Here is a 22,375-nt window from a genome sequence, read left to right as displayed (position 1 = left end):
TCGAGGAGTACGGTGTCCGGAACGTCCGAGTGGTTGGAGGGTCGATGCCGCAGCTCGCCGAGAAGGTCCCCCCGTCGGTCGCGGGCGCCGTGCTCCGCGCCGTGTTCGCGCTCCCCGATCCGGTGCGGCGGCTGATCGCCGGGCGGGCGGTGGTGCGCGACGGGCAGCGGCTCGCGCTGGACGCGCAACTGCTCCTGCTGATGACGCGCCTGGAGGGCGCGAGCCTCACCGGGGCTACGGTTCCGGAGGCGCGGCAGGGCCTCGCTCGCGGGCAGCGGTACATCAACCGGCTGCCCGAGCGGCCGGTCCGGACACGGGACCTGGCCGCCGCGGACGGGATCCCCGCGCGGCTGTACGAGCCGAAGGGGCTGGCCGAGGGGTCGCCGCTGCTGGTGTTCTTCCACGGCGGCGGCTGGGTGATCGGCGACATCGAGAGCCACGACTCGGTCTGCCGCTACCTCGCGGTGAACGCGGAGGTCCGGGTGCTGTCGGTGGACTACCGGCTCGCGCCCGAGCACCGGTTCCCGGCGGCGGCGGACGACGCGCTCGCGGCGTACGCGTGGGCGGTGGAGAACGCGGCGGCGCTCGGCGCGTCGCCGGAGGCGGTCGCGGTCGGCGGCGACAGCGCGGGCGGGAACCTCGCGGCGGTCGTCGGTGCGTTCGCGGACCGCAGGCCGGACTTCGCGCTGCTGTTCTATCCCGCGACCGACATGTCGGTGCGGCGGCGGTCCCGGGAGCTGTTCGCGGACGGCTTCTACCTGACCGACGCCGACATGGTCTGGTTCAGCGACCACTACTGCCCGGACGTGGAGCGGCGCACCGACCCGAAGGCGTCGCCGCTGCTCGCGGACGACCTGAGCGGGTTCCCGGCCACCTACCTCGTCACCGCCGGGTTCGACCCGCTGCGCGACGAGGGCGAGGCGTTCGGCGAGCGGCTGCGGGAGGCCGGGGTGCGGGTCGCGGTGCGGCGGCAGGAGGACCTGATCCACGGGTTCGCGAACATGTGGGGGCTCGGCGGGCGGTTCCAGGAGGCCCTCGCCGAGGCGGCCGGAGCGCTGCGCACCGGCCTCCTCTGACCCGGCGGCGGGCTCGCGCAGGCGAGCGGGCCCGCTCCCACCGGGTGGGGACGGGCCCGGGCGTGCCGTGATCAGAGGGGCAGGCCGGTGAGGATCATGACCTTCTCCTCGGTGTAGTCGGCCATCGCCGACCGCAGGCCCTCGCGCCCGACGCCGGAGTCCTTCACGCCGCCGTAGGGCATCTGGTCGGCGCGGTAGGACGGGACGTCGCCGATGACGACGCCGCCCACGTCGAGCTCGCGGTGGGCGCGGAACGCGATGTCGAGGTTCCGCGTGAACACGCCCGCCTGCAGCCCGAACTTCGAGTCGTTGACCAGCGCGAACGCCTCGTCCACGCCGTCGACCGGCTGGACCAGCATGACCGGGCCGAAGACCTCCTCGCGCGCGACCTTCGCGTCCGCCGGGACGTCGGCGAGGACGGTCGGGGCGTAGGTCGCGCCCTCGCGGGTGCCGCCCGCGAGGACCTTCGCGCCCGCCGCGACGGCCTCGTCCACCCAGGACTCGACGCGCTCGGCGGCGTCCTGGCTGACGAGCGGGCCGACCTGCGTCTTGTCGTCCCACGGGTCGCCGGTGACGAGGGCGCCGACCCGCTCGACGAGCTTCGGCACGAACTCCTCGTACACCGACCGGTCGACGTAGACGCGCTGGACGGCGATGCAGCTCTGCCCGGCCTGGTAGTTGGAGAACAGCCCGATCCGCTCGGCGGCCCAGTCGAGGTCGGCGTCCGGCAGCACGACCGCGGCGCCGTTGCCGCCGAGCTCCAGGGTGACGTGCTTGCGCGGCACCTGGTCGTTGATCGCCCAGCCGACGGGGACGGACCCGGTGAACGACACGATCGGCAGCCGCGGGTCGTCGACCAGCGCGGAGGCGCGGTCGTTCGGGACCGGCAGGACGGAGAACATCCCGGCGGGTAGGCCGGTCTCGGCGAGCAGTTCGCCGAGCAGCAGAGCCGACAGCGGCGTCGCGGGCGCCGGCTTCAGCACGATGGGGGTGCCCGCCGCGATCGCCGGCGCGATCTTGTGCGCGGCGAGGTTCAGCGGGAAGTTGAACGGGGAGATGCCGAGCACCGGGCCCTTCGGCACGCGGGTGATGTAGGCCATCCGGCCCTCGGCGGCGGGGTCGGTGTCCAGGCGCTGCGTCGTGGCGCTGAACCGGCGGGCCTCCTCGGCGGCGAACCGGAACGTGGAGATCGCGCGGGTCACCTCGCCGCGCGCCCACAGCAGCGGCTTGCCGTTCTCGCCGGTGATCAGCCGGGCGACCTCCTCGGCCCGCTCGGCCAGCCGCGCGGACACGTGCGCGAGGGCCTCGGCGCGCACGTGCAGCGGCAGCGCCGCGGCCCGCTTGCGGACCGCGTCGGCCGCCGCGACCGCCTCCTCCACCTGTGCGGGCGTCGGCACGGCGGCCGTCCCGACCACCCGGCCGTCGTAGGGGTGCGTAACGGTCAGCTCACCGTCACCGGTCTCGGGGCGACCGGCCAGCCAGAATGGGGTCACGTTCATGACCTCACGCTATCTCCGGCGCGCCGGATGGGGAGTCTCCAGGACGGCCAATCGGACCGCCGCCGTTGTCCGTGACGGCCAGTGCGATCCACAGCTCGGCGCGGGCGGCGGGATCGTCGGGGTCGCGGCCCAGCAGCTCGGCGGCCTTGCGCATCCGGGACCGCAGGGTGTGCCGGTGCACGCCGAGGGCCCGTGCGGCGGCCTCGCCCTGCCCGTTGGCGGCGACGTAGGCGCGGACCGTGTCGATCAGGCCCTCGGCCTGGAGCGGGGCGAGCAGCGCGCCCGCGAACGCCCGCGCGGCCTCCGGTTCCAGCAGCCCGAGGACGCCCTGCCCCGGCAGGTCCGCGTGTCGCAGGACGGGCCGTCCGGCGCGGCGCGCCGCCGCCAGCGCGTCCTCCGCCTGCCGCAGCGCCCCGGCGAGGGCCCCGGCTCCGGCCCCGGTCCCGGCGGGGTCGCTGACGCCGATGGGTCCGGTGCCGGTGAGCAGCGCCGTCACCGCCCCGGCCGACTCGTCGGGGACGATCACGATGGTGCCGTCGGCGAGCGGCGCCGCCAGGCAGCGCTCCCCGGCGGGGTCCGCTTCCAGCGCGTCGCGGACGGCGGCGCGGCCCGCGCAGGCCAGGACGCGGACCGGTCCGCCCGGCACGGCCGGGCCCGCGGCCGGGAGGCCGGCGAGTAGCGCCGCGAGCGCGGCCCGCGCGTCCCGGCCGGTGCGGGGCGTCTCCGACTGGAGCGTGAGCAGCGCGACCGCCGCGCCGACGATGGTGTGCGCGGCGTGCGGGAGCGGCGCGGCCGTCCCGACGGCGAGGAACCCGCGCGGGCGCCCGCCGAGCCCGATCCGCTGGAGCACGACGTGGTCGTCGGGCCCGGCGAGCGCGATGCTCGCGGGCGAGGACCCCGAGGCCGGGCGGCGGCGCAGCCGCGCCAGCTCGGGGGCGAGGGCGGCGGCCCGGTCGCGGGCGGCGGCGGGGTCGGCGTGCCGGACGGCGCCGGACGCGTCCAGCAGCAGCACCCATCCGCCGAGCAGCCGCGCCAGCCGCCGCACGAGCGCGCCCGGCCCGGTGAGCGCGGCGCGGGTCAGCTCCCGCTGGGCCTGGAAGGCGCGGGTGACGTCCTCGTACCACTCGGCGGCCAGCATCCGCGAGACCGCCTTGCCGATCGCGATGAACGGGGTGGGGCGCGGCACCTCCAGCAGGGCGAGGCCCCGGTCGCGCGCGGCGGCGAGCAGCTCGGGCGGGACGCCGGGATGGATGACGCCGACCGCGAAGCCGAGGCCGGCGACGCCCCGCCCGACGAGCCGGTCGACGTAGCCGGCGGCGCCGCCGGCGGTGAGCCGCATGCCGGTGGTGAGGACGAGTTCGCCGCCTTCGAGGAACGGGGTCGGGTCCTCCAGCTCGCTGACCGCGACCCACACGACGGGCGCGTCGGGCAGGGGGCCGGTGAGGGAGCGCAGGCCGAGCTGCGGGAGGGCCGCCACGGCGGCGAGCGTCGGCGGCACCCGGACCCCTCCGTCCCGTGTTCGTCCCTCTTGTGTTCAGCACGTCCAAATCTTTGGACGGATTTCGCCGTCCCGTACGGTTCATCGTAGGGGCCGTTCGGCTTATGTTCGCGCCATGACCAGCCAGAACCTGAGCCGCGGCGATCGCCTGCCGCAGGAGCGACGCGTCGTGACCGAGATCCCGGGGCCGCGGTCCCGGGAGTTGCAGGAGCGCCGCGCCGCGGCGGTGGCGCCCGGCGTCGGCAGCGTGCTGCCGGTGTACGTGACGGACGCGGGCGGCGGGGTGGTCGTCGACGCGGACGGCAACTCGCTGATCGACTTCGGCTCCGGCATCGCGGTGACGAGCGTCGGCAACGCCAATCCGCGGGTCGCCGCGCGGGTGAAGGAGCAGGCGGACCGGTTCACCCACACCTGCTTCATGGTGGCGCCGTACGAGTCGTACGTGGCGGTGTGCGAGAACCTGAACAGGATCACGCCGGGGGCGCACGAGAAGCGGTCGATCCTGGTCAACAGCGGCGCGGAGGCGGTGGAGAACGCCGTCAAGATCGCCCGGTACGCGACGGGCCGGCAGGCGGTCGTGGCGTTCGACCACGGCTACCACGGCCGGACGCTGCTGACGATGACGCTGACCGCGAAGAACATGCCGTACAAGCAGGGGTTCGGCCCGTACGCGCCCGAGGTGTACCGGATGCCGCTCGCCTACCCGTTCCGGTGGCCGACCGGGCCGGAGAACTGCGGGCCGGAGGCGGCGGCGCAGGCGATCGACCAGATCAGCAAGCAGATCGGCGCGTCGAACGTGGCGGCGGTGCTGGTCGAGCCGATCCAGGGCGAGGGCGGGTTCATCGAGCCGGCGCCGGGGTTCCTGCCGGCGATCGCGGAGTTCTGCCGCGCGAACGGGATCCTGTTCATCGCCGACGAGGTGCAGACGGGCTTCGCGCGGACGGGCGACATGTTCGCCTGCGAGCACGAGGGGATCGTGCCGGACATCGTGGCCACCGCGAAGGGCATCGCGGGCGGGTTGCCGCTGGCGGGCGTCACGGGGCGCGCCGACATCATGGACAAGGTGCACGGTGGCGGGCTCGGCGGCACGTACGGCGGCAACCCCCTCGCCTGCGAGGCGGCGCTCGCGGTGCTGGAGGAGATCGAGGAGGGCAAGCTCACCGAGCGGGCCCGGCGGATCGGCGAGATCATGCTGCCCCGGCTGCGCGCGCTCGCGGCGCGGCACGAGGCGATCGGGGACGTGCGCGGCCGCGGCGCGATGATCGCGATCGAGCTGGTGCGGCCCGGCACGAAGGACCCCGACCCCGAGCTGACCGCGGAGATCGCGCGCCGCTGCCACGCCCGGGGCGTGCTGGTGCTGACCGCCGGGACGTACGGGAACGTGCTGCGCTTCCTGCCGCCGCTGGTCATCCCGGAGCACCTGCTCGACGAGGGGCTGGACGTCATCGAGGTGGCGTTCGCGGGCTGACCGCGCGACGCCCGGCCGTGCCGCCGGCGCCCGGTCCGGCGCCGGCGGTTCCCGCATGCCCGCGTGCGCGGCGGGACCGCCGGCGCGCTCCCCGGCCCCGGGCCGCGCCCTTCGGCTTCGAGGTCAGAGGCCGCTGACGGCCGGCGGCTCGGCGGCCTTCAGGTCGTACAGGTCCGCGAGGATCTCGTAGGACCGGATCCGGTCGGCGTGGTCGAACACCTGCGTGGTCACCATGACCTCGTCGACGCCGGTCTTCTCGATCAGCGCGTCCATCTGCCGCCTGACGGTCTCGGGACCGCCCATGACCTGGTCCGCGAGACGCGAGTCGATCATCTGCCGCTCCAGCGGCGTGTACGGGTGCGCGGCGGTCTCCTCCGGGGTGGGCATCTTGCCCGGGCGGCCCTGCCGCAGCCGCAGGAACGCCAGCGCCTGCGGCGCCGCCAGCTCGCGGGCCCGCTCGTCCGACTCCGCCGCCGTGACCGACACGCCGATCATCGAGTACGGCGCGTCCAGCATCCCCGGGCGGAACGAGTCGCGGTACAGCGCCAGCGCGGGCAGCGTGTTCTCCGCGCTGAAGTGGTGCGCGAACGCGAACGGCAGCCCGAGGAGCCCGGCCAGCCGCGCGCTGTACCCGCTGGACCCGAGCAGCCACACCGGCGGCTCGTTGCCCGCCGCGGGCGTCACCGTGCTGTCCTCGGCGAAGTAGCCCCGCAGCTCGATGACCTGCTCGGGGAAGTCGTCGACCGACAGCGCCTCGGGGGAGCGGCGCAGCGCCCGCGCGGTCGCCTGGTCGGTGCCGGGCGCCCGGCCGAGGCCGAGGTCGATGCGCCCGGGGAACAGCGCCTCCAGCGTCCCGAACTGCTCGGCGATCACCATCGGCGCGTGGTTCGGCAGCATGACCCCGCCCGACCCGACCCGCATCCGGGACGTCGCCGCCGCCACCTGCCCGATCAGGACCGACGTCGCCGAGCTCGCGATGCCCGGCATCGTGTGGTGCTCGGCCAGCCAGTACCGGTGGAAGCCGAGGCCCTCGGTCCTGCGGGCGAGGTCGAGGGTGTTGCGCAGGGCGTCGCCGGACGTGGCGCCGCTCACCACGGGCGCCAGATCGAGGACGGAGAAGGGGATGCTCATAAAGAGTGCAAACCCGCGGGGGCTCCGCCCTCTTCCCGGGTCAGCCCCGCAGTACCGCCACCGCCGCCGCGGCGGCGACCGCGATGACCACGGGCACGGTGATGCTGATCCACGACCAGTTCACCAGCCGGCGCGCCCGTGCCGCGTCCGCGGGGAAGACGCCCTCGGCCTTGGTGTACAGCACGGCGCCGACGACGACCAGCGGCAGGAAGGCGAACGTGGTGAGCAGGCCCAGGACGAACGCGACCGTCTGACCGACCCGCGTGTAGGTCCCGTCGGGGCCGATCCCGAACGCCAGGCGGGGAGCTGCTTCGTTCATGGGCGCACCGATCACTAGGAGAGTGACCTGGATCATACGCTCCGTGAGCGGCTGCGCAAGGGGCCCGGGCGTCCGGGTTCGGACGGCCGGGCCCCCGGGGATCAGTGCAGGCGCAGCCCGACCAGGACGGGGTCGTGGTCGGACGACCGGAACGGGTCCGGCCGGTAGAAGCGCGGCTGGTTGTACTCGGTGTTGTAGTCGAGGAACGTCGGCTCGTCGCTGTTGACGTGCCAGATCGTCGCGCCCGTCACCCGCTTCGCCAGGGCGGCGCCGGCGAGCACGTGGTCGAGCTCGCCGGACATGCCGTCGAAGACGTAGGAGTAGCGCTGCTCGGGGCGGACGAACCGCTCGGTCTGCCCGGCGAGCCCGGCGCCGGTCAGCACCTTGATCGGGTCCTCGGCGGTGTAGCTGGTCAGCTCCTCGGTCGTGGACGGCCGGCCTGGTGGCTCGGTCGTTCGCACCTCGTTGCGCTCCCCGTCGCGGCTGGCTGCCGCGTTGGGGTCGCATCACCCTTCCCCTGGGCGGGGGGCGGGCCGGGCATGCTGACGAATGCCCACGCCGTGCGCGCCCGTCGGCGGACGTTCACGGCGGCGATGTGGTCGGCGGGGCCAGCGAGCCCGCACCGACGACAGCAGAAACGGTCCCGGTCTGGACGGTTGCCTCGGGCGACGTGCCCGCACCTGAGGCAGGTCTGCGAGGTGTAGGCCGGGTCGACCTCCAGAAACGGTGCCCCGGCCCGCTGGGCTTTGTAGGCGATGCAGGTGCCGAGTTGGTGGAACGGCCAGGTGGAGAGCGTGGCCCGCTGGTGCCGCCTGAGCCGTACCCGGCCGCGGATCCCGCTCAGCTCTTCGAGAGCGATCCCGCGTCCGGTGCGTTGGGCATCGGCCACGATCTGTTTGGCGATCTTGTGGTTGACGTTCGCGGCGTGCCGGCCCTCCCGCGCCTTGCGCCGGGCCAGGCGGCGGGCCGCCGAGCGCGACCCGGCGGCCTTCTTCTTCTGCAGCTCTGAGCGGCGCCGGGCCTGTGCCCTCCGGTACCTGCTCAGGTCCTTGCCCTGGTGGTTCGTACCGTCGCAGGTGGTGGCCAGGTTCACGATCCCGCGGTCAACCCCGATCCAGTCGGTCGGCTCGGTGTTGAGCGGGGCCTCGTCGACCTGGTAGGTGGCGTGCAGGAACCACTTGCCGTCCCGGTACACCAGGTCCGTTTCGCCCTTGCGGTGCTCGGCCAGTGTCTTCAGGTGGGACGGCTTGCCGGTGAACGCGATGCCCTGGACCCGGCCGTGGACGGTCCAGATCGACACGGTGCGCGCGTCCGTCTGCCAGCTGAGACACCGATCATCGAAAGGCTGGGCCGCGTCGGGGCGGAACGTGACGGGTTTGGACTCGGCCTTGCGGCGCCGTTTGGAGTTCTCGCCGCCGAGCAGCCCGGCGACGATCTGGGCGCGCAGTGTGGTGTACGCATCGGCGGTCTTGCGGATCACATGCAACGCCGGCTGCGCCGACAACCCGGCCGCCTTCAGCTCGGCGTAGGCGAGCTTTTTGCAGCCCAGTCCGGGAGAACACCCTCTTCTCGTACGCCTGGCCCGATATCTGGTTGGCCAACTTGTTGCAGGTGTGCAGGGTCGCGTGCAGTGCCGCCGCCTGCTCGGGCGTCGGCAGCAGCTTCACCTGCATCACTAACCTCACGATCGACACCCTAAACCGTTGACGGCGGGCCTATGCCATTAAATTGGAAAACGACTCCGATTCTCAGTGCGGCGGCCGCGAGTGCTGCTGCTGTTCGGCGCATGCGCGGGACGGTACGGCCCGGCCGCCCCGCACCGGCGAACCATTAATGAAGACTCCACCAATTTGCAATGGCTTGTCGCAATTGGGCACGGGGAGGCCGCCGTTGCGGCGCGACCGGAGTAGCCTTGACCAATACCCTGACCTTCACGCGCATCCTCCAGTGAAGTCGGCGGCCGACGATCTACTACTCGCCTAGTAGAAACCGTTGCTCAGAGCAATGATGGAGAGTAACGTTCCGGACGCAATCGGTGACCCGCCGTGTTCGCGGGCGACCGGACCGCGCTCCCATCCCGCCGTGTCCAGCCGTCCGCGGCATGCCGCGGTACGCCGTCGGACGTGCGGAAGGGGTGCGCGAGGTGGGGCGTCGGGGAGCGGTCGAGCGAGGGGAGCGGGCGGCCGCGGCCGCCGCCGAGCACCTGCTGCGGGCGGGCGGCCTGCTACGGCGGACGCCGACGACGCCCGACCTGCGGGCGGTCTACCGCGCCGACCAGAAGGTCAACGACGCGCCGCACCGGGAGCGCTGGGCCCACGACAAGGTCGTCCGGTCGACGCACGGCGTCAACTGCACCGGCTCCTGCTCCTGGAAGGTCTACGTCAAGGACGGGATCATCACCTGGGAGACGCAGCAGACCGACTATCCCTCCGTCGGGCCGGACCGCCCCGAGTACGAGCCGCGCGGCTGCCCGCGCGGGGCGTCGTTCTCCTGGTACACCTACTCGCCGACGCGCATCCGCTACCCGATGGCGCGCGGCGTGCTGCTGGAGATGTACCGGGAGGCGAAGGCGCGGACCGGCGACCCGGTCGCGGCGTGGGCGGAGGTCACCGGCGACCCCGCGCGGCGCGCCCGCTACCAGGCGGCGCGCGGCCGGGGCGGGCTGGTGCGCGTCGGCTGGGACGAGGCGCTGGAGATCGCCGCGGCGGCGCACGTCCACACCATCGCCGAGTACGGCCCGGACCGCGTCGCCGGGTTCTCGCCGATTCCGGCGATGTCGATGGCCTCGCACGCGGTCGGCGCGCGGTTCATGTCGCTGATCGGCGCGCCGATGGTGTCGTTCTACGACTGGTACGCCGACCTGCCGATCGCGTCGCCGCAGGTGTTCGGCGACCAGACCGACGTCCCGGAGTCCGGCGACTGGTGGGACGCGGCGTACCTGGTGCTGTGGGGATCGAACGTCCCGGTCACCCGGACGCCGGACGCGCACTGGATGGCGGAGGCCCGCTACCGGGGGCAGAAGGTCGTCGTGGTCTCGCCCGACTACGCCGACGCGACGAAGTTCGCCGACGAGTGGCTGCACCCCCACCCCGGCACGGACGGCGCCCTCGCCATGGCGATGGGCCACGTGATCCTCACCGAGTTCTTCGTCCGGCGGCAGGTGCCGTACTTCACCGGTTACGCGCGCCGCTTCACCGACCTGCCCTTCCTGGTGGAGGTGGACGAGCGCGGCGACGGGACGTGCGTGCCCGGCAAGTTCGTCACGGCCGCCGACCTCGGCGACGGCGGCGAGGCCGCGGCGTGGCGGCCGGTGGTGATGGACGCGGCGACGGGCGGTGCGGTCGCGCCGAACGGCACGCTCGGCGACCGCTGGTCGGAGCGCGGCGAGGGCCGCTGGAACCTCGACCTCGGCGGCATCGACCCGCTGCTGACGCTGCACGGGCCGGGAGCGGAGGCGGCCGAGGTCCTGCTGCCCCGCTTCGACGACGAGGGCGGGACGGCGCGCCGCGGCGTCCCGGTCCGGACGGTCGCCGGACGGCGCGTGACGACGGTCTTCGACCTGATGCTGGCGCAGTACGGCGTCCGCCGCGACGGGCTCCCCGGCGACTGGCCGCGGGACTACGACGACGCGTCGCGGCCCTGCACCCCGGCGTGGCAGGAGGCGATCACATCCGTCCCGGCGAGCGCGGCGGTCCGGGTGGCGCGGGAGTTCGCGGACACGGCGGAGAGGACCGAAGGGCGCTGCATGATCCTCATGGGCGCCGGCACGAACCACTGGTTCCACTCCGACACCGTGTACCGGTCGTTCCTGTCGCTGCTGCTGCTGACCGGCTGCCAGGGCGTCAACGGCGGCGGCTGGGCGCACTACGTCGGCCAGGAGAAGGTCCGCCCGCTCACCGGCTGGCAGCAGCTGTCGACGGCGGCGGACTGGGTGCGGCCGTCCCGGCAGATGGCGGGCACCCCGTACTGGTACATGCACACCGGCCAGTGGCGGTACGAGCGGTACCGCGCGGACGCGCTCGCCTCGCCGACCGGGCGCGGCCTCTTCGCGGGGCTGCACACCGCCGACCTGGTCGCCCGGTCGGCGCGGCTCGGCTGGATGCCGTCCTACCCGACGTTCTCCGCGAACCCGCTCGACCTCGGCCGCCGCGCCCGCGAGGACGGCCGCCCGGCGGGCGAGTGGGCGGCGGAGGAGATCAGGGCGGGCCGCCTGGAGTTCGCCTGCGAGGACCCCGACGCCCCCGCCAACTGGCCGCGCGTCCTCACCGTGTGGCGCGCCAACCTGATCGGCTCGTCCGCGAAGGGCAACGAGTTCTTCCTGCGCCACCTGCTCGGCGCCGGCGACAACGCGTCCGCGCGGGAGGCGCCGCCGGGGCACCGGCCGCTGGAGGTGGCCTGGCGCGAGGAGGCGCCGCGCGGCAAGCTCGACCTGCTGCTCGCGCTGGACTTCCGGATGACCTCGACCACGCTGATGGCCGACCTCGTCCTGCCGGCCGCGACCTGGTACGAGAAGCACGACCTGTCCAGCACGGACATGCACCCGTACGTGCACGCGTTCTCCCCGGCGATCAGCCCGCCGTGGCAGGCGCGCACCGACTTCGAGATCTTCCACGGGCTCGCGGAGCGGCTCGGCGAGCTGGCCGCCGGGCGCCTGGACACCGCCTGCGACCTCGTCGCGACGGCGCTGCACCACGACACGCCGGGGGAGACCGCGCAGCCCGGCGGACGCGTGCCCGACTGGCGGGCCGGCCACGACCCCGTCCCCGGCTTCAACCTGCCGGCCTTCACGCTGGTGGAACGCGACTACACCGCGGTCGCCGCGAAGCTCGCGGCGTTCGGGCCGCTCGCCGAAGAGCAGGGCATGACGGTGAAGGGCGTGACCGTCCACCCGAAGCCGGAGGCGCGCTGGCTGGCGGCGCGCTGCGGGACGTCCGCGCACGAGACGACGCTCGGACGGCCCCTCCTCGACACCGACGTGAAGCTGTGCGAGGCGATCCTCGCGCTGTCCGGCACCACCAACGGGCGCCTCGGCGCCGAGGGCTTCGAGCGGCTGGCGCGGCGCTGCGGGCCGGGCGGCGGCCTCGACGCGCTCGCCGAGTCGGTCGCCGAACGCCGCGTCGTGTTCGGCGACGCCCAGCAGCGCCCCGTGCAGGTCGGCGCCAGCTACGAGTGGTCGGGCAAGGAGGCGCCCGACCGCCGCTACTCGCCGTTCACCGTCAACACCGAGCACCGCAAGCCCTGGCACACCCTGACCGGACGCCAGCACTTCTACCTCGACCACGACTGGATCGCCGAGCTCGGCGAGCAGCTGCCCGTCTACCGGCCGCCGCTGGACGCCGCCGCCGTCTGCGGGGATCCCGCCCCCGGCGGGGACGGCCGCTCCGTCACCGTCCGGTACGTCACGCCGCACTCCAAGTGGTCGATCCACTCGGAGTACCAGGAGAACCTGCTGATGCAGACGCTCGCGCGCGGCGGCCCGGTCATCTGGATGAGCGTCGCGGACGCCGCGGCGATCGGCGCCGCCGACAACGACTGGATCGAGGCGGTCAACCCCAACGGCGTCGTGGTGGCGCGCGCGGTCGTCTCGCACCGGATGCCCGCCGGGACCGTGTTCATGTACCACGTCCAGGAACGGCTGGTGAACGTCCCGAGGTCGGAGGCCACCGGCCGGCGCGGCGGCGTCCACAACGCCCTCACCCGCCTGCTGATCAAACCGACCCACCTCGTCGGCGGGTACGGCCAGCTCTCCTTCGCGCCCAACTACTACGGACCCACCGGAAACCAGCGCGACGCCGTCACCGTCATCCGGCGCCGCTCGCAGAACGTGGAGTACTGACATGCGCGTGATGGCCCAGGTGGCGATGGTGATGAACCTCGACAAGTGCATCGGCTGCCACACCTGCTCGGTCACCTGCAAGCAGACCTGGACGAACCGGGAGGGCACCGAGTACGCCTGGTTCAACAACGTCGAGACGCGGCCCGGCCAGGGGTACCCGCGCGGCCACGAGGACCAGGACCGGTGGAAGGGCGGCTGGGAGCTCAAGCACGGCCGGCTCGTCCCCCGCGCGGGCGGCCGGGCGCGGCGGCTGGCGCGGCTGTTCGCCAACCCGGAGATGCCGTCGCTCGACGACTACTACCAGCCCTGGACGTACGACTACGAGACCCTCATCTCGGCGCCGCTCGGCGACGACGTGCCGACGGCCCGCCCGCGCTCGCTCGTGGACGGCCGCCCCGCCGCCGTCACCTGGGGGCCGAACTGGGACGACGACCTCGGCGGCGGCCCGGACGCCCTCGCCGCCGACCCCGTCCTGCGGAAGATGAACGACCGGGTGCGGCTGGAGTACGAGCAGGCGTTCATGTTCTACCTGCCGCGGATCTGCGAGCACTGCCTGAACCCGTCGTGTGTCGCGGTCTGCCCGTCCGGCGCGATGTACAAGCGGATCGAGGACGGCATCGTCCTGGTCGACCAGGACCGGTGCCGGGGCTGGCGGATGTGCGTGTCCGGCTGCCCGTACAAGAAGGTGTACTTCAACCATCAGACCGGCAAGGCCGAGAAGTGCACGTTCTGCTACCCGCGCGTGGAGGCCGGCGCGCCGACCGTCTGCTCGGAGACGTGCGTGGGGCGGCTGCGCTACCTCGGCGTGATGCTCTACGACGCCGACCGGGTCGGGGAGGCCGCGAAGGCGCCCGACGAGCGCGACCTGTACGGGGCGCAGCTCGGCTGCTTCCTCGACCCCGGCGACCCGGACGTGGCGCGCGCCGCCGAGGAGTCCGGCATCCCGCACGACTGGATCACCGCCGCGCGCCGCTCCCCGGTGCACGCGCTGATCAGCCGGTACCGGGTGGCGCTGCCGCTGCATCCGGAGTACCGGACGATGCCGATGGTCTGGTACGTGCCGCCGCTCTCGCCCGTCGTCGAGGCGGTCACCGCGGGCGGCCACGACGGCGAGGACCCGGCGAACCTGTTCGGCGCGATCGACTCGCTGCGCATCCCGCTGGAGTACCTCGCGCACCTGTTCACCGCCGGCGACACGGCCCCCGTGGAGGCGGCGCTGTGCCGCCTGGCGGCGATGCGCGCGCACATGCGCCGCGTCAACCTCGGCGAGGAGCGCGACCCCGCCATCGCCCGCGCCGTCGGCCTCGACGAGCGGGCGATCGAGGAGATGTACCGGCTGCTCGCCCTCGCCAAGTACGAGGAGCGGTACGTCATCCCGACGACGTACAACGGCACCGTTCCCGACGACGTCTCCGGCGCCGGATGCAGCCTCGACGGCGAGGGCGGCCCCGGCATGTACCCCGGTGACGCGGAGCGGTTCCACATGCCGCCGCAGCGCGAGCCGGTCCCGGCGGAGTCCGGCGGGCGGGTGAACCTGCTCGACTGGAACGGGCGGGGCCGCCCGCGCGGCCTGTTCCCGCGCCGCTCCGAGGAGAACGGGCTGTGAAGGGCGCACCGGTCTCCGGCGCCTCCGGCTCCAGCGCCCCCGTCTACCAGGCGGCGTCGCTGCTGCTCACCTACCCCGACCCCGAGACGTGGCCGCGGCGGGTGGACGCGGTCCGCACGGTCCTGAGCGACCCCGCGGTGCTCCACGGGTCACCCGCCGGGTGCGCCGAGGCCCTGCTGCGCTTCTGCCGGAACGTCGACGGCGTCGCGCCCCTGGACCTGGCCGCGCGCTACGTCGCCACCTTCGACCGCACCCGCCGCCGCACCCTGGACCTCACCTACTACACCGACGGCGACACCCGCCGCCGCGGCGGCTCCCTCGCCCGGCTCAAGGGCGTCCTGCACGAGCACGGCTGGGAGCCCGGAGGCGGGCGGCTGCCCGACTTCCTGCCCGTGCTGCTGGAGTTCGCCGCCCGCTGCCCCGACCCCGGCGAACGGCTGCTCCGCGAGCACCGGCCCGGCCTCGACCTGCTGCGGCACGCCCTCGACGCCTACGGCAGCCCCTACACCGACGTGCTGCTCGCCGTCCGCGACGCGCTCCCCGGGCCGGGCCCGACGGCCGCCGACCGCGCCGCCGTCCGCGACCTCGCGCTCGGCGGCCCGCCCGTGGAGACCGTCGGACTCGAACCGTTCACCCGCTCCGGCCCGGCCCGAGGAGGCGTCCGGTGACCCATCTCGACATCGCCCTGTGGGGCGCGCTGCCCTACGTCGTCCTCGTCGTCCTCGTCGCGGGCTCGGCCTGGCGGTACCGCTACGACCGGTTCGGCTTCACCACCCGGTCCAGCCAGATCCACGAGTCGCGGCTGCTGCGCGTCGGCGGGCCGCTCTTCCACTACGCGCTGCTGTTCGTGATCGGCGGGCACGTCACCGGGCTGCTCGTCCCCGAGATGGTCACGGACCGCCTCGACGTGAGCGAGAACTCCTACCACGACGTCGCGCTGGTCATGGGCGGCGGCGCGGGCCTCGCCGCCGCCGCCGGCCTGGCGATCCTGCTGTACCGGCGGCTGCGCGTCGCGGCGGTGCGCCGCGCGACGAACCGCACCGACCGCGCCGTCTACCCGCTGCTCGCCGCGGCCCTGCTGGGCGGGCTCGCCGCCACCGCGTCCAGCCTCGCCAACCCCTACGACTACCGGCTCGGCGTCTCGGTCTGGTTCCGCAGCCTGTTCGACCTCGACCCGGACGTCGCCGCGATGGCGCACGCGCCGCTGGTGTACCGGCTGCACGCGCTGCTCGGCATGGCGCTGTTCGCGCTGTGGCCGTTCAGCAGGCTCGTCCACGCCCTGACCGCGCCGGTCTGGTACCTGGCCCGGCCCTACGTCGTCTACCGCTCGCGGGCCGTCCCATACCGGCACCCGGCCGCGCACCCCACCGCGCATCCCACCACGGGGTCTCTCCCGGACGCCCGGCCCGCCGGGACGGGACGGGCCGCGCGGTAGGCGGGAGGCGTTCTGCCGGCGCCGTTCAGCGCGCCCGGGCCCGCCGCACGCCGGGACCGGAGAGCCCGAGCGGGTCCTCGACCAGCCCGCCGACCCGGCGGACCTCCTCGAACGGGTCCACCGCCGGGTCGCCGGCCACCGCGGTGAGCGAGCGCAGCGCCGAAACCAGCGCCGCCCGCTCCTCCTCGGCGAGCCGCGACACGAGCGCGCCGACCTCCGCGCCGCGCCGCGCCGCGACCCGGCGCACCAGGTCGCGGCCGCGGCCGGTCAGGCTGAGCAGCACCTCGCGCCGGTTGCGGGGGTTGATCCGCCGGTCGACCAGCCCGACCGACTCCAGCCGCTCCACCATCCGCATCGCGTTGGACGGGTTGACCCCGAGCGCCGCGGCCAGCAGCGCCATCTTCACCGGCCCGTGGCCGGCCAGCACCATCAGCGTGCGCAGCTGCGGCAGCGTCAGCGAGTCGTCGATGGACGCCAGCGCCCGCGCGGAGATCGCCAGCAGCAGCCGGGACGCCGCCATCACGGCCGTCGTGACCTCTTCGGCCTCCTGAGCGAGCCCGTCCTCACCGGTGCGCCCGAGCGCGGCGCGGGACGGCTCAGGAGGCTCGGTACTTCGGTCTGTCATGGGAGTTGTCCCCCCGTACCCGGACGTCAACTGGCGTTCACCCTAACCCGCTCGTTTTTGACTTGGTTGCTAATAAGGGCGCCCGACCCTGTGACGCATCTTCATTCCGCGGCGCGCCGCCCCTGGGGGACAGTCATCAGCATTCACTTTCCGGACCCATCCCAGGAGCGAGGAATGCGACTTCGGACCCTGTTCACCACCGCGGCGCTGGGGGCCGCCCTGGCCGTGCCCGCGGTGCCGACCGCGCCGCAGGCCATGGCCGCGCCGCCGGGCTGCGACGCCACGGACGCGCAGATCTACGGCGCGTCCTCGGCGGTGACCGGGAACCCGGGCGACCTGCTCGCCTGCCGTCCGGCGAAGCTCACCAACATCCCCGGCGACGTGCCGATGCACGCCTGGAAGGTCAGGTACGTCTCGACCGACGCCAAGGGGCAGAAGATCGCCGTGTCCGGGACCGTCGCGGTGCCGGACGCCGAGTGGAAGGGCGGGGGGTCGCGCCCCACGGTCGCCTTCAACCCCGGGACGCTCGGCTCCGGCCCGCAGTGCGCGTTCTCCAAGCAGCTCGCCGGCGAGTACGTCGACATGTACGAGGGCGGCAACCTGCAGCTGATGCTCAAGGCCGGGTACGCGGTCGCCGCCACCGACGGCGTCGGCTACCTCGACGGCCAGGTGCACACCTACATGATCGGCGCGAACGCGGGGCACGCGCTGCTCGACATCGTCCGCACGTCCCGGCAGATCCCCGGCGGGACGCTGACGGCGGACGGCGAGGTCGGCATCTCCGGCTACTCCGAGGGCGGCGCCGCCGCGCTGTGGGGCGCGCAGCTCGCCGCGTCCTACGCGCCGGAGCTGAAGGTGGTCGGCGCGGCGGCGGGCGGCGTGCCCGGCGACCTGAAGCTGACCGCGAAGCAGCTCAACGGCAGCCTGTTCGCCGGGTTCCTCGCGGACGCGCTGGTGGGCCTGCACGCCGCCTACCCGGAGATGCCGTTCGACGAGCTGATGAACGACAGGGGCGCGCAGGCGATCAAGGACGTGAAGTCCAACTGCCTGTACGGGACGCTCGCGGTGTTCCTCGGCGCGAAGGTCGAGAACTTCAGCAAGCAGGGCCTGTCCCTCGACCAGATCTACGGGCTGAAGGGCCCGGACGGCACCACGTGGGGCGACATCGTCGACCGGCAGAAGCTCGGCGCCGGCGTCGGCACCCCGTCCTCGGGCGCCACGTACAAGATCGGCTTCCCGGTGTTCCAGTACCGCGGCTGGCTGGAGGAGATCATCCCCCACGAGACCGAGGACGGTACCCGCGCGGCCTACTGCAAGGCCGGAATCAACACGACCTGGAAGAACACCTACCCGACCGAGCACCTGTCGACCGACTGGGGCGCCGCCGGGGACGTGACGAACTTCCTCGGCGACCGGTTCGCCGGCAAGCCCGTCCAGAGCAACTGCTGAACCGCCGCCCCGCCCGCGGGGCCCGGACGCCCGGGACGACCGGACGCCCGGGACCCGCGGCCGGGGCCTCCGCACTCATGTCTCGAAGGAGTCCGCAATGACAGCGGGTGTCGCCGACGTTCGCAGCCGAACCCCGCAGCCCGACATCTCCGGCACCGTGCCGCTGCCCGAGCGCATCGCGGTCGTGGTGTTCGTGGCCGCGCCGATCATCGGGCTGCTGGCGGCCGTCCCCTTCCTCTGGGGCTGGGGGATCGGCTGGACGGACATCGCGATCTTCGCCTTCCTCTATCCGCTCAACGCCCTCGGGATCACGGTCGGCTACCACCGGCACTTCACGCACGGCGGCTTCAAGGCCAAGCGGTGGCTGCGGATCGCGCTCGCCGTCCTCGGCGGGCAGGCGATGCAGGGGTCGGTCGTCCGGTGGGTCGCCGACCACCGCCGCCACCACAAGTACTCCGACCAGGAGGGCGACCCGCACTCCCCGTGGGCGTACGGGCCGGGCGTGCGGGGCCTGACCAAGGGCCTGTACCACGCGCACATCGGCTGGCTGTTCGGCAAGGAGCGCACGTCCCGCAGCAAGTACGCGCCCGACCTGCTCAAGGACCGGGACATCCGGTTCCTGTCCCTCGACCCCGTCTACGCGGTGATCGTGCTGTCGACGTTCCTGGTCCCGATGGGCCTCGGCGCGCTGCTCACCCGGTCCTGGCACGGCGCCGTGACCGCGCTGTTCTGGGCGGGCCTGATGCGGGTGTTCGTCGGCGAGCACGTCACGTTCTCGATCAACTCGATCTGCCACGTCTTCGGCAAGGAGGACTTCCGGACCCGCGACAAGGCCCGCAACGTGTGGTGGCTCGCCATCCCGTCGTTCGGTGAGTCCTGGCACAACCTCCACCACGCCGACCCGACCTGCGCCCGGCACGGGGTGCTGAAGGGGCAGATCGACATCAGCGCCCGCGTCATCTGGATCTTCGAGCGGCTCGGCTGGGTCTGGGACGTCCGCTGGCCCGACCGCGAGCGCCTCGAGACCCGCCGCGTCCGCCGCGGTGGACCCACCGGTGGACCCGCCGGCGATCCCGCCGGGGCGCCGGCCGCCGCCGACGCCGTCTCCTCCTGACTCGTCCCTCCCGTACCAGGAGCTTCGTGAGCATGACCGACCTCCCCGCGCTCGACCGCACCCCGCTGATCGAGCGGCTCGCCCGGTTCGCCAAGGACTTCCCCGACGACCGGGCCTACACGTTCATGGACTACATGACCGACCCGGACGGCGTCGCCACCGACGTCACCTGGGGCGAGCTGGACAGGCGCGCCCGCGCGATCGCCGCCGCGATCCGCCGGGCCACCTCGCCGGGGCGGCGCGTCGCGCTGCTCGCCCCGCAGGACCTGCACTACGTCACCGGGTTCCTCGGCGCGATGTACGCCCGCGTCATCGGCGTCCCGCTGTTCTCCCCGGACCTGCCCGGCCACGGCGACCGGCTGCTGGCCGTCTACCAGGACGCCGAGCCCGACGTCGTCATCACCACGAGCGCGTCGCTGCCCGCCGTCCGCACGTTCCTCGCCGGCGATGGCGTCCGCGAGCCCGCCGAGATCATCGTGGCGGACGAGGTGGACGCCGCGCTCGACTGGACGCCCGAGCCGATCGACCCCGACGACGTCGCCTACCTGCAGTACACGTCCGGGTCCACCCGCACCCCGGCGGGCGTGATCATCACGCACGGGAACTTCGCGACCAACGCCGAGCAGCTGTGGCGCACGTTCGAGGGGATCCCGCGCGAGTCGTCCGGGGTGAACTGGCTGCCGGTCTTCCACGACATGGGCCTGGTCACGACGGTCGCGCTGCCGCTGGTCTACGGCAACCCCGGCGTGATCATGGACCCGGTCGCGTTCGTCATGCGGCCCGTCCGGTGGCTGGAGCTGCTCAGCCGGCAGAAGCACGCCTTCACCGGCGGCCCGAACTTCGCCTACGAGTACCTGACCGCGCAGGTCACCGAGGAGGAGAAGGCGAGACTCGACCTCAGCGGCGTGCAGGTCTTCATGAACGGCGCCGAGCCGATCCGGGAGAGCACCCTCACCGGGTTCTACGAGGCGTTCAAGGACTGCGGGCTGAGGCCCGAGGCGCAGGTGTGCGCGTACGGCCTGGCCGAGGCGACCGTCTACGTGTCGGCGTCGTCGCGGTTCCGCGAGCCGACCCGCGCCGCGTTCGACCACGAGGCGCTGCGCCGCGGCACCGCCGAGCCCTGCGCCCCGGACGCGCCCGGCGCGATCCAGCTGATCGCGTGCGGCACGTCCTTCGGCCAGCACACGATCATCGTGGACGCGGAGACGGGCGTGCGGAAGCCGGACGGCTCGGTCGGCGAGATCTGGGTGCACGGCCCGAACGTCGCGGCCGGCTACTGGGGGCGTCCGGAGGCGACGAAGGAGACCTTCCAGGCCGAGCTCAAAGGCGGTTCCGGGGGGTCTGGGGGGTCGTCCCCCCAGGAGGAGCACGGGGACACCGGGGGCCTGCCGCGCGGGCCGTGGCTGCGCACCGGCGACCTCGGCGTCGTCCACGGCGGCGAGCTGTTCGTCACCGGCCGGATCAAGGACCTGGTCATCGTCGACGGCCGCAACCACTACCCGCAGGACATCGAGTTCACCGTGTCCAACGCGCACAAGGGCATCCGCCGCGAGTACACCGCCGCGGTGGCGGTGGACACCGGCGACACCGAGGGCCTGGTCGTGGTCGCCGAGCGGAACCGGCGGGTGCCGGTCGCGCTGCTGGACGTCGACGAGGTCGCGCGGGCCGTGCGGACCGCCGTGAAGCAGCAGCACGACCTGCGCGTCCACGACTTCGTGCTGATCGAGCCGGGCGGCATCCCGCGCACCAGCAGCGGGAAGATCGCCCGGTCGGCGTGCCGGCGGGCCTACCTCGACCGCACGCTGCCGTACGTGACCCTGCCCGCCCGGGAGGGGTAGCCGCCGTCGCCGCTCCCCGTCACCGCTCGCCGTCGCCGGTGCCGTCGCCGGCGTCGCGCAGCCAGACGGGGAGCAGCAGCATCAGCTCCAGCCGCAGCGCCGGGTCCTCGATGTCGTAGTCGAACAGGTCGTGGAGCTGCGCGAGCCGGTACCGGACGGTCTGCGGGTGCACGCACAGCGCCTCGGCGGCGTCGGTGGCGTTGAAACCGTGCTTGAGGCATTCGAGCAGGGTCGACGCGAGCCGCCCGCCGCGGTGCGGGCCGAGCTCGGTGAGCGGCGCGAGCCGGCGCCGCGCCGTCGCCTCCGCCAGCGTCCAGCCCTCCTGGAGGAGCAGCTCGGGCAGGTGCCGGTCCGCGCGGACGAGCCGTCCGGCGGGGGCGCCGCTCCGCCGCGTCCGGCCGCCGGGCCCGTCCTGCCCGGGGGCTCTCCCGGAGGGCGGGTCCTGCTCTCCGGCGGGGTTCGCGGCGCCGCCGAGCCGTCCGGCGGCCATCAGGTCGAGCGTCCGGTGCGCCCAGTGCAGGGACACCCCGGCCTCCTCCAGCGGCACCGACGGGCCGATCGCGCCCGTCCATCCGGCGACGGTGGCGGTGAGCCGGTCGGCGCCGCCGGGCCGGTCGGGGTCGGGCATCACCAGGCAGGGGCGGCCCCGGTCGACGCCGCCGAGCAGGAACGGCGGCAGCCCGGCGGGCCCCTCGCCGCCGCTGCCGGGGCGCGGGTCGAGCACGATGACGGCGATCCGCTCCGGCAGCGTCCAGCCCGCGAGCCCGGCCTGCTCCACGACGATGTCGCGGGGGGCCGGCGGATGCGACAGCAGCAGGCTGAGCAGCCGGCCGCGCCGCTGCTCCCGTTCCCCGGCCGCCTTCTCCCGCGCCCGCGCGTACCCCTGCGCGGCGGCGGAGGCGAGCAGGTCCAGGTAGGCGAAGTTCACCTCGGTCAGCGCGATCGCCAGCTCGCGCGGCTTCTTCAGCCGCTCGGCCTCCCGCGACAGGTACCGCCAGGCCGTCCGGGACGCGATGCGCAGCGCGTTCTGCAGGTGCTCCAGGCTGCGCCCCTCGACGGCCTCGCCGTAGCCGATGTCGAAGAAGACCTGGTGGACCTCCTGCCAGGGCGTGTCCGGGTCGGCGATCATCCGCACGAAGTGGCCCATGCCCTGCGCGACGGCGCTCCGGATCACGTCGGTGTAGACGGGGTCGTCCGGCCGGGCGTACTCGGGGACGTTGCGCAGCACTCCCTCGACCATGGTGTCGACCAGTTCCGGCAGGTGGGGCCGCATCCACCGGGCCTCTTCGCGCGGGACGTCGCGCCAGGGCTGGGACGACAGATCGTCGGTCTCGGCCGACCCTTCGTACAGCTCCGTCAAAGTGTCACCTCCGTGAGCGGACACCCGGGCCGCCAGGCTAGATATCCCGCGTTTCCCGCGACACTCACCGGAGTGACAACCCGGGCCCGCGCTTGGTACGGGACGGATTGATTTCGCGCAG

17 protein-coding genes are annotated in these 22,375 nt (G+C 73.8%); 9 read left to right on the top strand and 8 right to left on the bottom strand.

Annotated elements, in window-relative coordinates:
- Positions 1-44: 44 nt before the first annotated feature.
- Entirely contained in the window at positions 45-1,076 is a 1,032-nt protein-coding gene (locus J4557_RS38055; protein ID WP_208271652.1) for an alpha/beta hydrolase, read from the top strand.
- 71 nt (positions 1,077-1,147) lie between these two features.
- Here the strand turns inward: J4557_RS38055 and J4557_RS38050 are convergent, their stop codons facing one another.
- Positions 1,148-2,575, bottom strand: coding sequence for an aldehyde dehydrogenase family protein (locus J4557_RS38050; RefSeq protein WP_208271651.1), 1,428 nt, complete (start codon positions 2,573-2,575; stop codon positions 1,148-1,150).
- Positions 2,576-2,579: 4 nt separating this feature from the next.
- Positions 2,580-4,073 carry a PucR family transcriptional regulator gene (locus J4557_RS38045; RefSeq protein ID WP_208271650.1) on the bottom strand — a complete coding sequence of 498 codons (1,494 nt, stop codon included), beginning with the start codon at positions 4,071-4,073 and terminating at the stop codon, positions 2,580-2,582.
- Positions 4,074-4,188: 115 nt separating this feature from the next.
- Between J4557_RS38045 and gabT the strand changes: the two genes are divergently transcribed.
- Positions 4,189-5,541 (top strand): 4-aminobutyrate--2-oxoglutarate transaminase, encoded by a 1,353-nt coding sequence (gene gabT / locus J4557_RS38040; protein WP_208271649.1) that lies wholly within the window; start codon positions 4,189-4,191, stop codon positions 5,539-5,541.
- A 123-nt stretch (positions 5,542-5,664) separates the two neighbouring features.
- Here the strand turns inward: gabT and J4557_RS38035 are convergent, their stop codons facing one another.
- From J4557_RS38035 to J4557_RS38020, 4 genes are all read right to left on the bottom strand, one after another.
- Positions 5,665-6,672 carry an LLM class flavin-dependent oxidoreductase gene (locus tag J4557_RS38035; RefSeq protein WP_208271648.1) on the bottom strand — a complete coding sequence of 336 codons (1,008 nt, stop codon included), beginning with the start codon at positions 6,670-6,672 and terminating at the stop codon, positions 5,665-5,667.
- Between the two features lie 40 nt (positions 6,673-6,712).
- Entirely contained in the window at positions 6,713-6,991 is a 279-nt protein-coding gene (locus J4557_RS38030) for a hypothetical protein (RefSeq protein WP_208271647.1), read from the bottom strand.
- A 101-nt stretch (positions 6,992-7,092) separates the two neighbouring features.
- Positions 7,093-7,452 carry a hypothetical protein gene (locus tag J4557_RS38025; protein WP_208271646.1) on the bottom strand — a complete coding sequence of 120 codons (360 nt, stop codon included), beginning with the start codon at positions 7,450-7,452 and terminating at the stop codon, positions 7,093-7,095.
- Positions 7,404-8,495, bottom strand: coding sequence for an RNA-guided endonuclease InsQ/TnpB family protein (locus J4557_RS38020; RefSeq protein WP_243776994.1), 1,092 nt, complete (start codon positions 8,493-8,495; stop codon positions 7,404-7,406). The genes J4557_RS38025 and J4557_RS38020 overlap by 49 nt, the downstream gene beginning before the upstream one ends.
- Positions 8,496-9,092: 597 nt before the next feature.
- On the opposite strand from J4557_RS38020, the gene J4557_RS38015 reads away from it, so the two are divergent.
- Genes J4557_RS38015 through narI form a run of 4 tightly spaced genes read left to right on the top strand, consistent with a single transcriptional unit; the run spans position 9,093 to position 15,868 of the window.
- Complete coding sequence (locus tag J4557_RS38015) at positions 9,093-12,827, top strand: nitrate reductase subunit alpha (protein ID WP_208271645.1); 3,735 nt, start codon at positions 9,093-9,095, stop codon at positions 12,825-12,827.
- 1 nt (position 12,828) lies between these two features.
- Positions 12,829-14,433 carry a nitrate reductase subunit beta gene (gene narH, locus J4557_RS38010; RefSeq protein ID WP_243776993.1) on the top strand — a complete coding sequence of 535 codons (1,605 nt, stop codon included), beginning with the start codon at positions 12,829-12,831 and terminating at the stop codon, positions 14,431-14,433.
- Entirely contained in the window at positions 14,430-15,101 is a 672-nt protein-coding gene (gene narJ / locus J4557_RS38005) for a nitrate reductase molybdenum cofactor assembly chaperone (RefSeq protein WP_208271644.1), read from the top strand. The genes narH and narJ overlap by 4 nt, the downstream gene beginning before the upstream one ends.
- Positions 15,098-15,868, top strand: a complete 771-nt coding sequence (narI, locus tag J4557_RS38000) for a respiratory nitrate reductase subunit gamma (RefSeq protein ID WP_208271643.1) — start codon at positions 15,098-15,100, stop codon at positions 15,866-15,868. The genes narJ and narI overlap by 4 nt, the downstream gene beginning before the upstream one ends.
- 25 nt (positions 15,869-15,893) lie before the next feature.
- Here the strand turns inward: narI and J4557_RS37995 are convergent, their stop codons facing one another.
- Positions 15,894-16,493 carry a MarR family winged helix-turn-helix transcriptional regulator gene (locus J4557_RS37995; protein ID WP_208271642.1) on the bottom strand — a complete coding sequence of 200 codons (600 nt, stop codon included), beginning with the start codon at positions 16,491-16,493 and terminating at the stop codon, positions 15,894-15,896.
- A gap of 174 nt (positions 16,494-16,667) precedes the next feature.
- Between J4557_RS37995 and J4557_RS37990 the strand changes: the two genes are divergently transcribed.
- The 3 genes from J4557_RS37990 (at position 16,668) to J4557_RS37980 (ending at position 20,894) form a co-directional block, all read left to right on the top strand.
- Positions 16,668-17,942 (top strand): lipase family protein, encoded by a 1,275-nt coding sequence (locus tag J4557_RS37990; RefSeq protein ID WP_208271641.1) that lies wholly within the window; start codon positions 16,668-16,670, stop codon positions 17,940-17,942.
- A 97-nt stretch (positions 17,943-18,039) separates the two neighbouring features.
- Entirely contained in the window at positions 18,040-19,056 is a 1,017-nt protein-coding gene (locus J4557_RS37985; RefSeq protein WP_208271640.1) for an acyl-CoA desaturase, read from the top strand.
- A 32-nt stretch (positions 19,057-19,088) separates the two neighbouring features.
- Positions 19,089-20,894 carry a fatty acyl-AMP ligase gene (locus tag J4557_RS37980; RefSeq protein WP_208271639.1) on the top strand — a complete coding sequence of 602 codons (1,806 nt, stop codon included), beginning with the start codon at positions 19,089-19,091 and terminating at the stop codon, positions 20,892-20,894.
- Positions 20,895-20,913: 19 nt separating this feature from the next.
- Here the strand turns inward: J4557_RS37980 and J4557_RS37975 are convergent, their stop codons facing one another.
- Positions 20,914-22,254: a PucR family transcriptional regulator gene (locus J4557_RS37975; RefSeq protein WP_243776992.1), complete on the bottom strand. Its 1,341-nt coding sequence runs from the start codon at positions 22,252-22,254 to the stop codon at positions 20,914-20,916.
- Positions 22,255-22,375: the final 121 nt, after the last annotated feature.

This window comes from Actinomadura nitritigenes (genome assembly GCF_017573545.1).
Lineage (GTDB): Bacteria > Actinomycetota > Actinomycetes > Streptosporangiales > Streptosporangiaceae > Spirillospora > Spirillospora nitritigenes.
The sequence above is the reverse complement of the archived record's forward strand: the minus strand, read 5'-3'. Positions and strand labels throughout refer to the sequence as shown.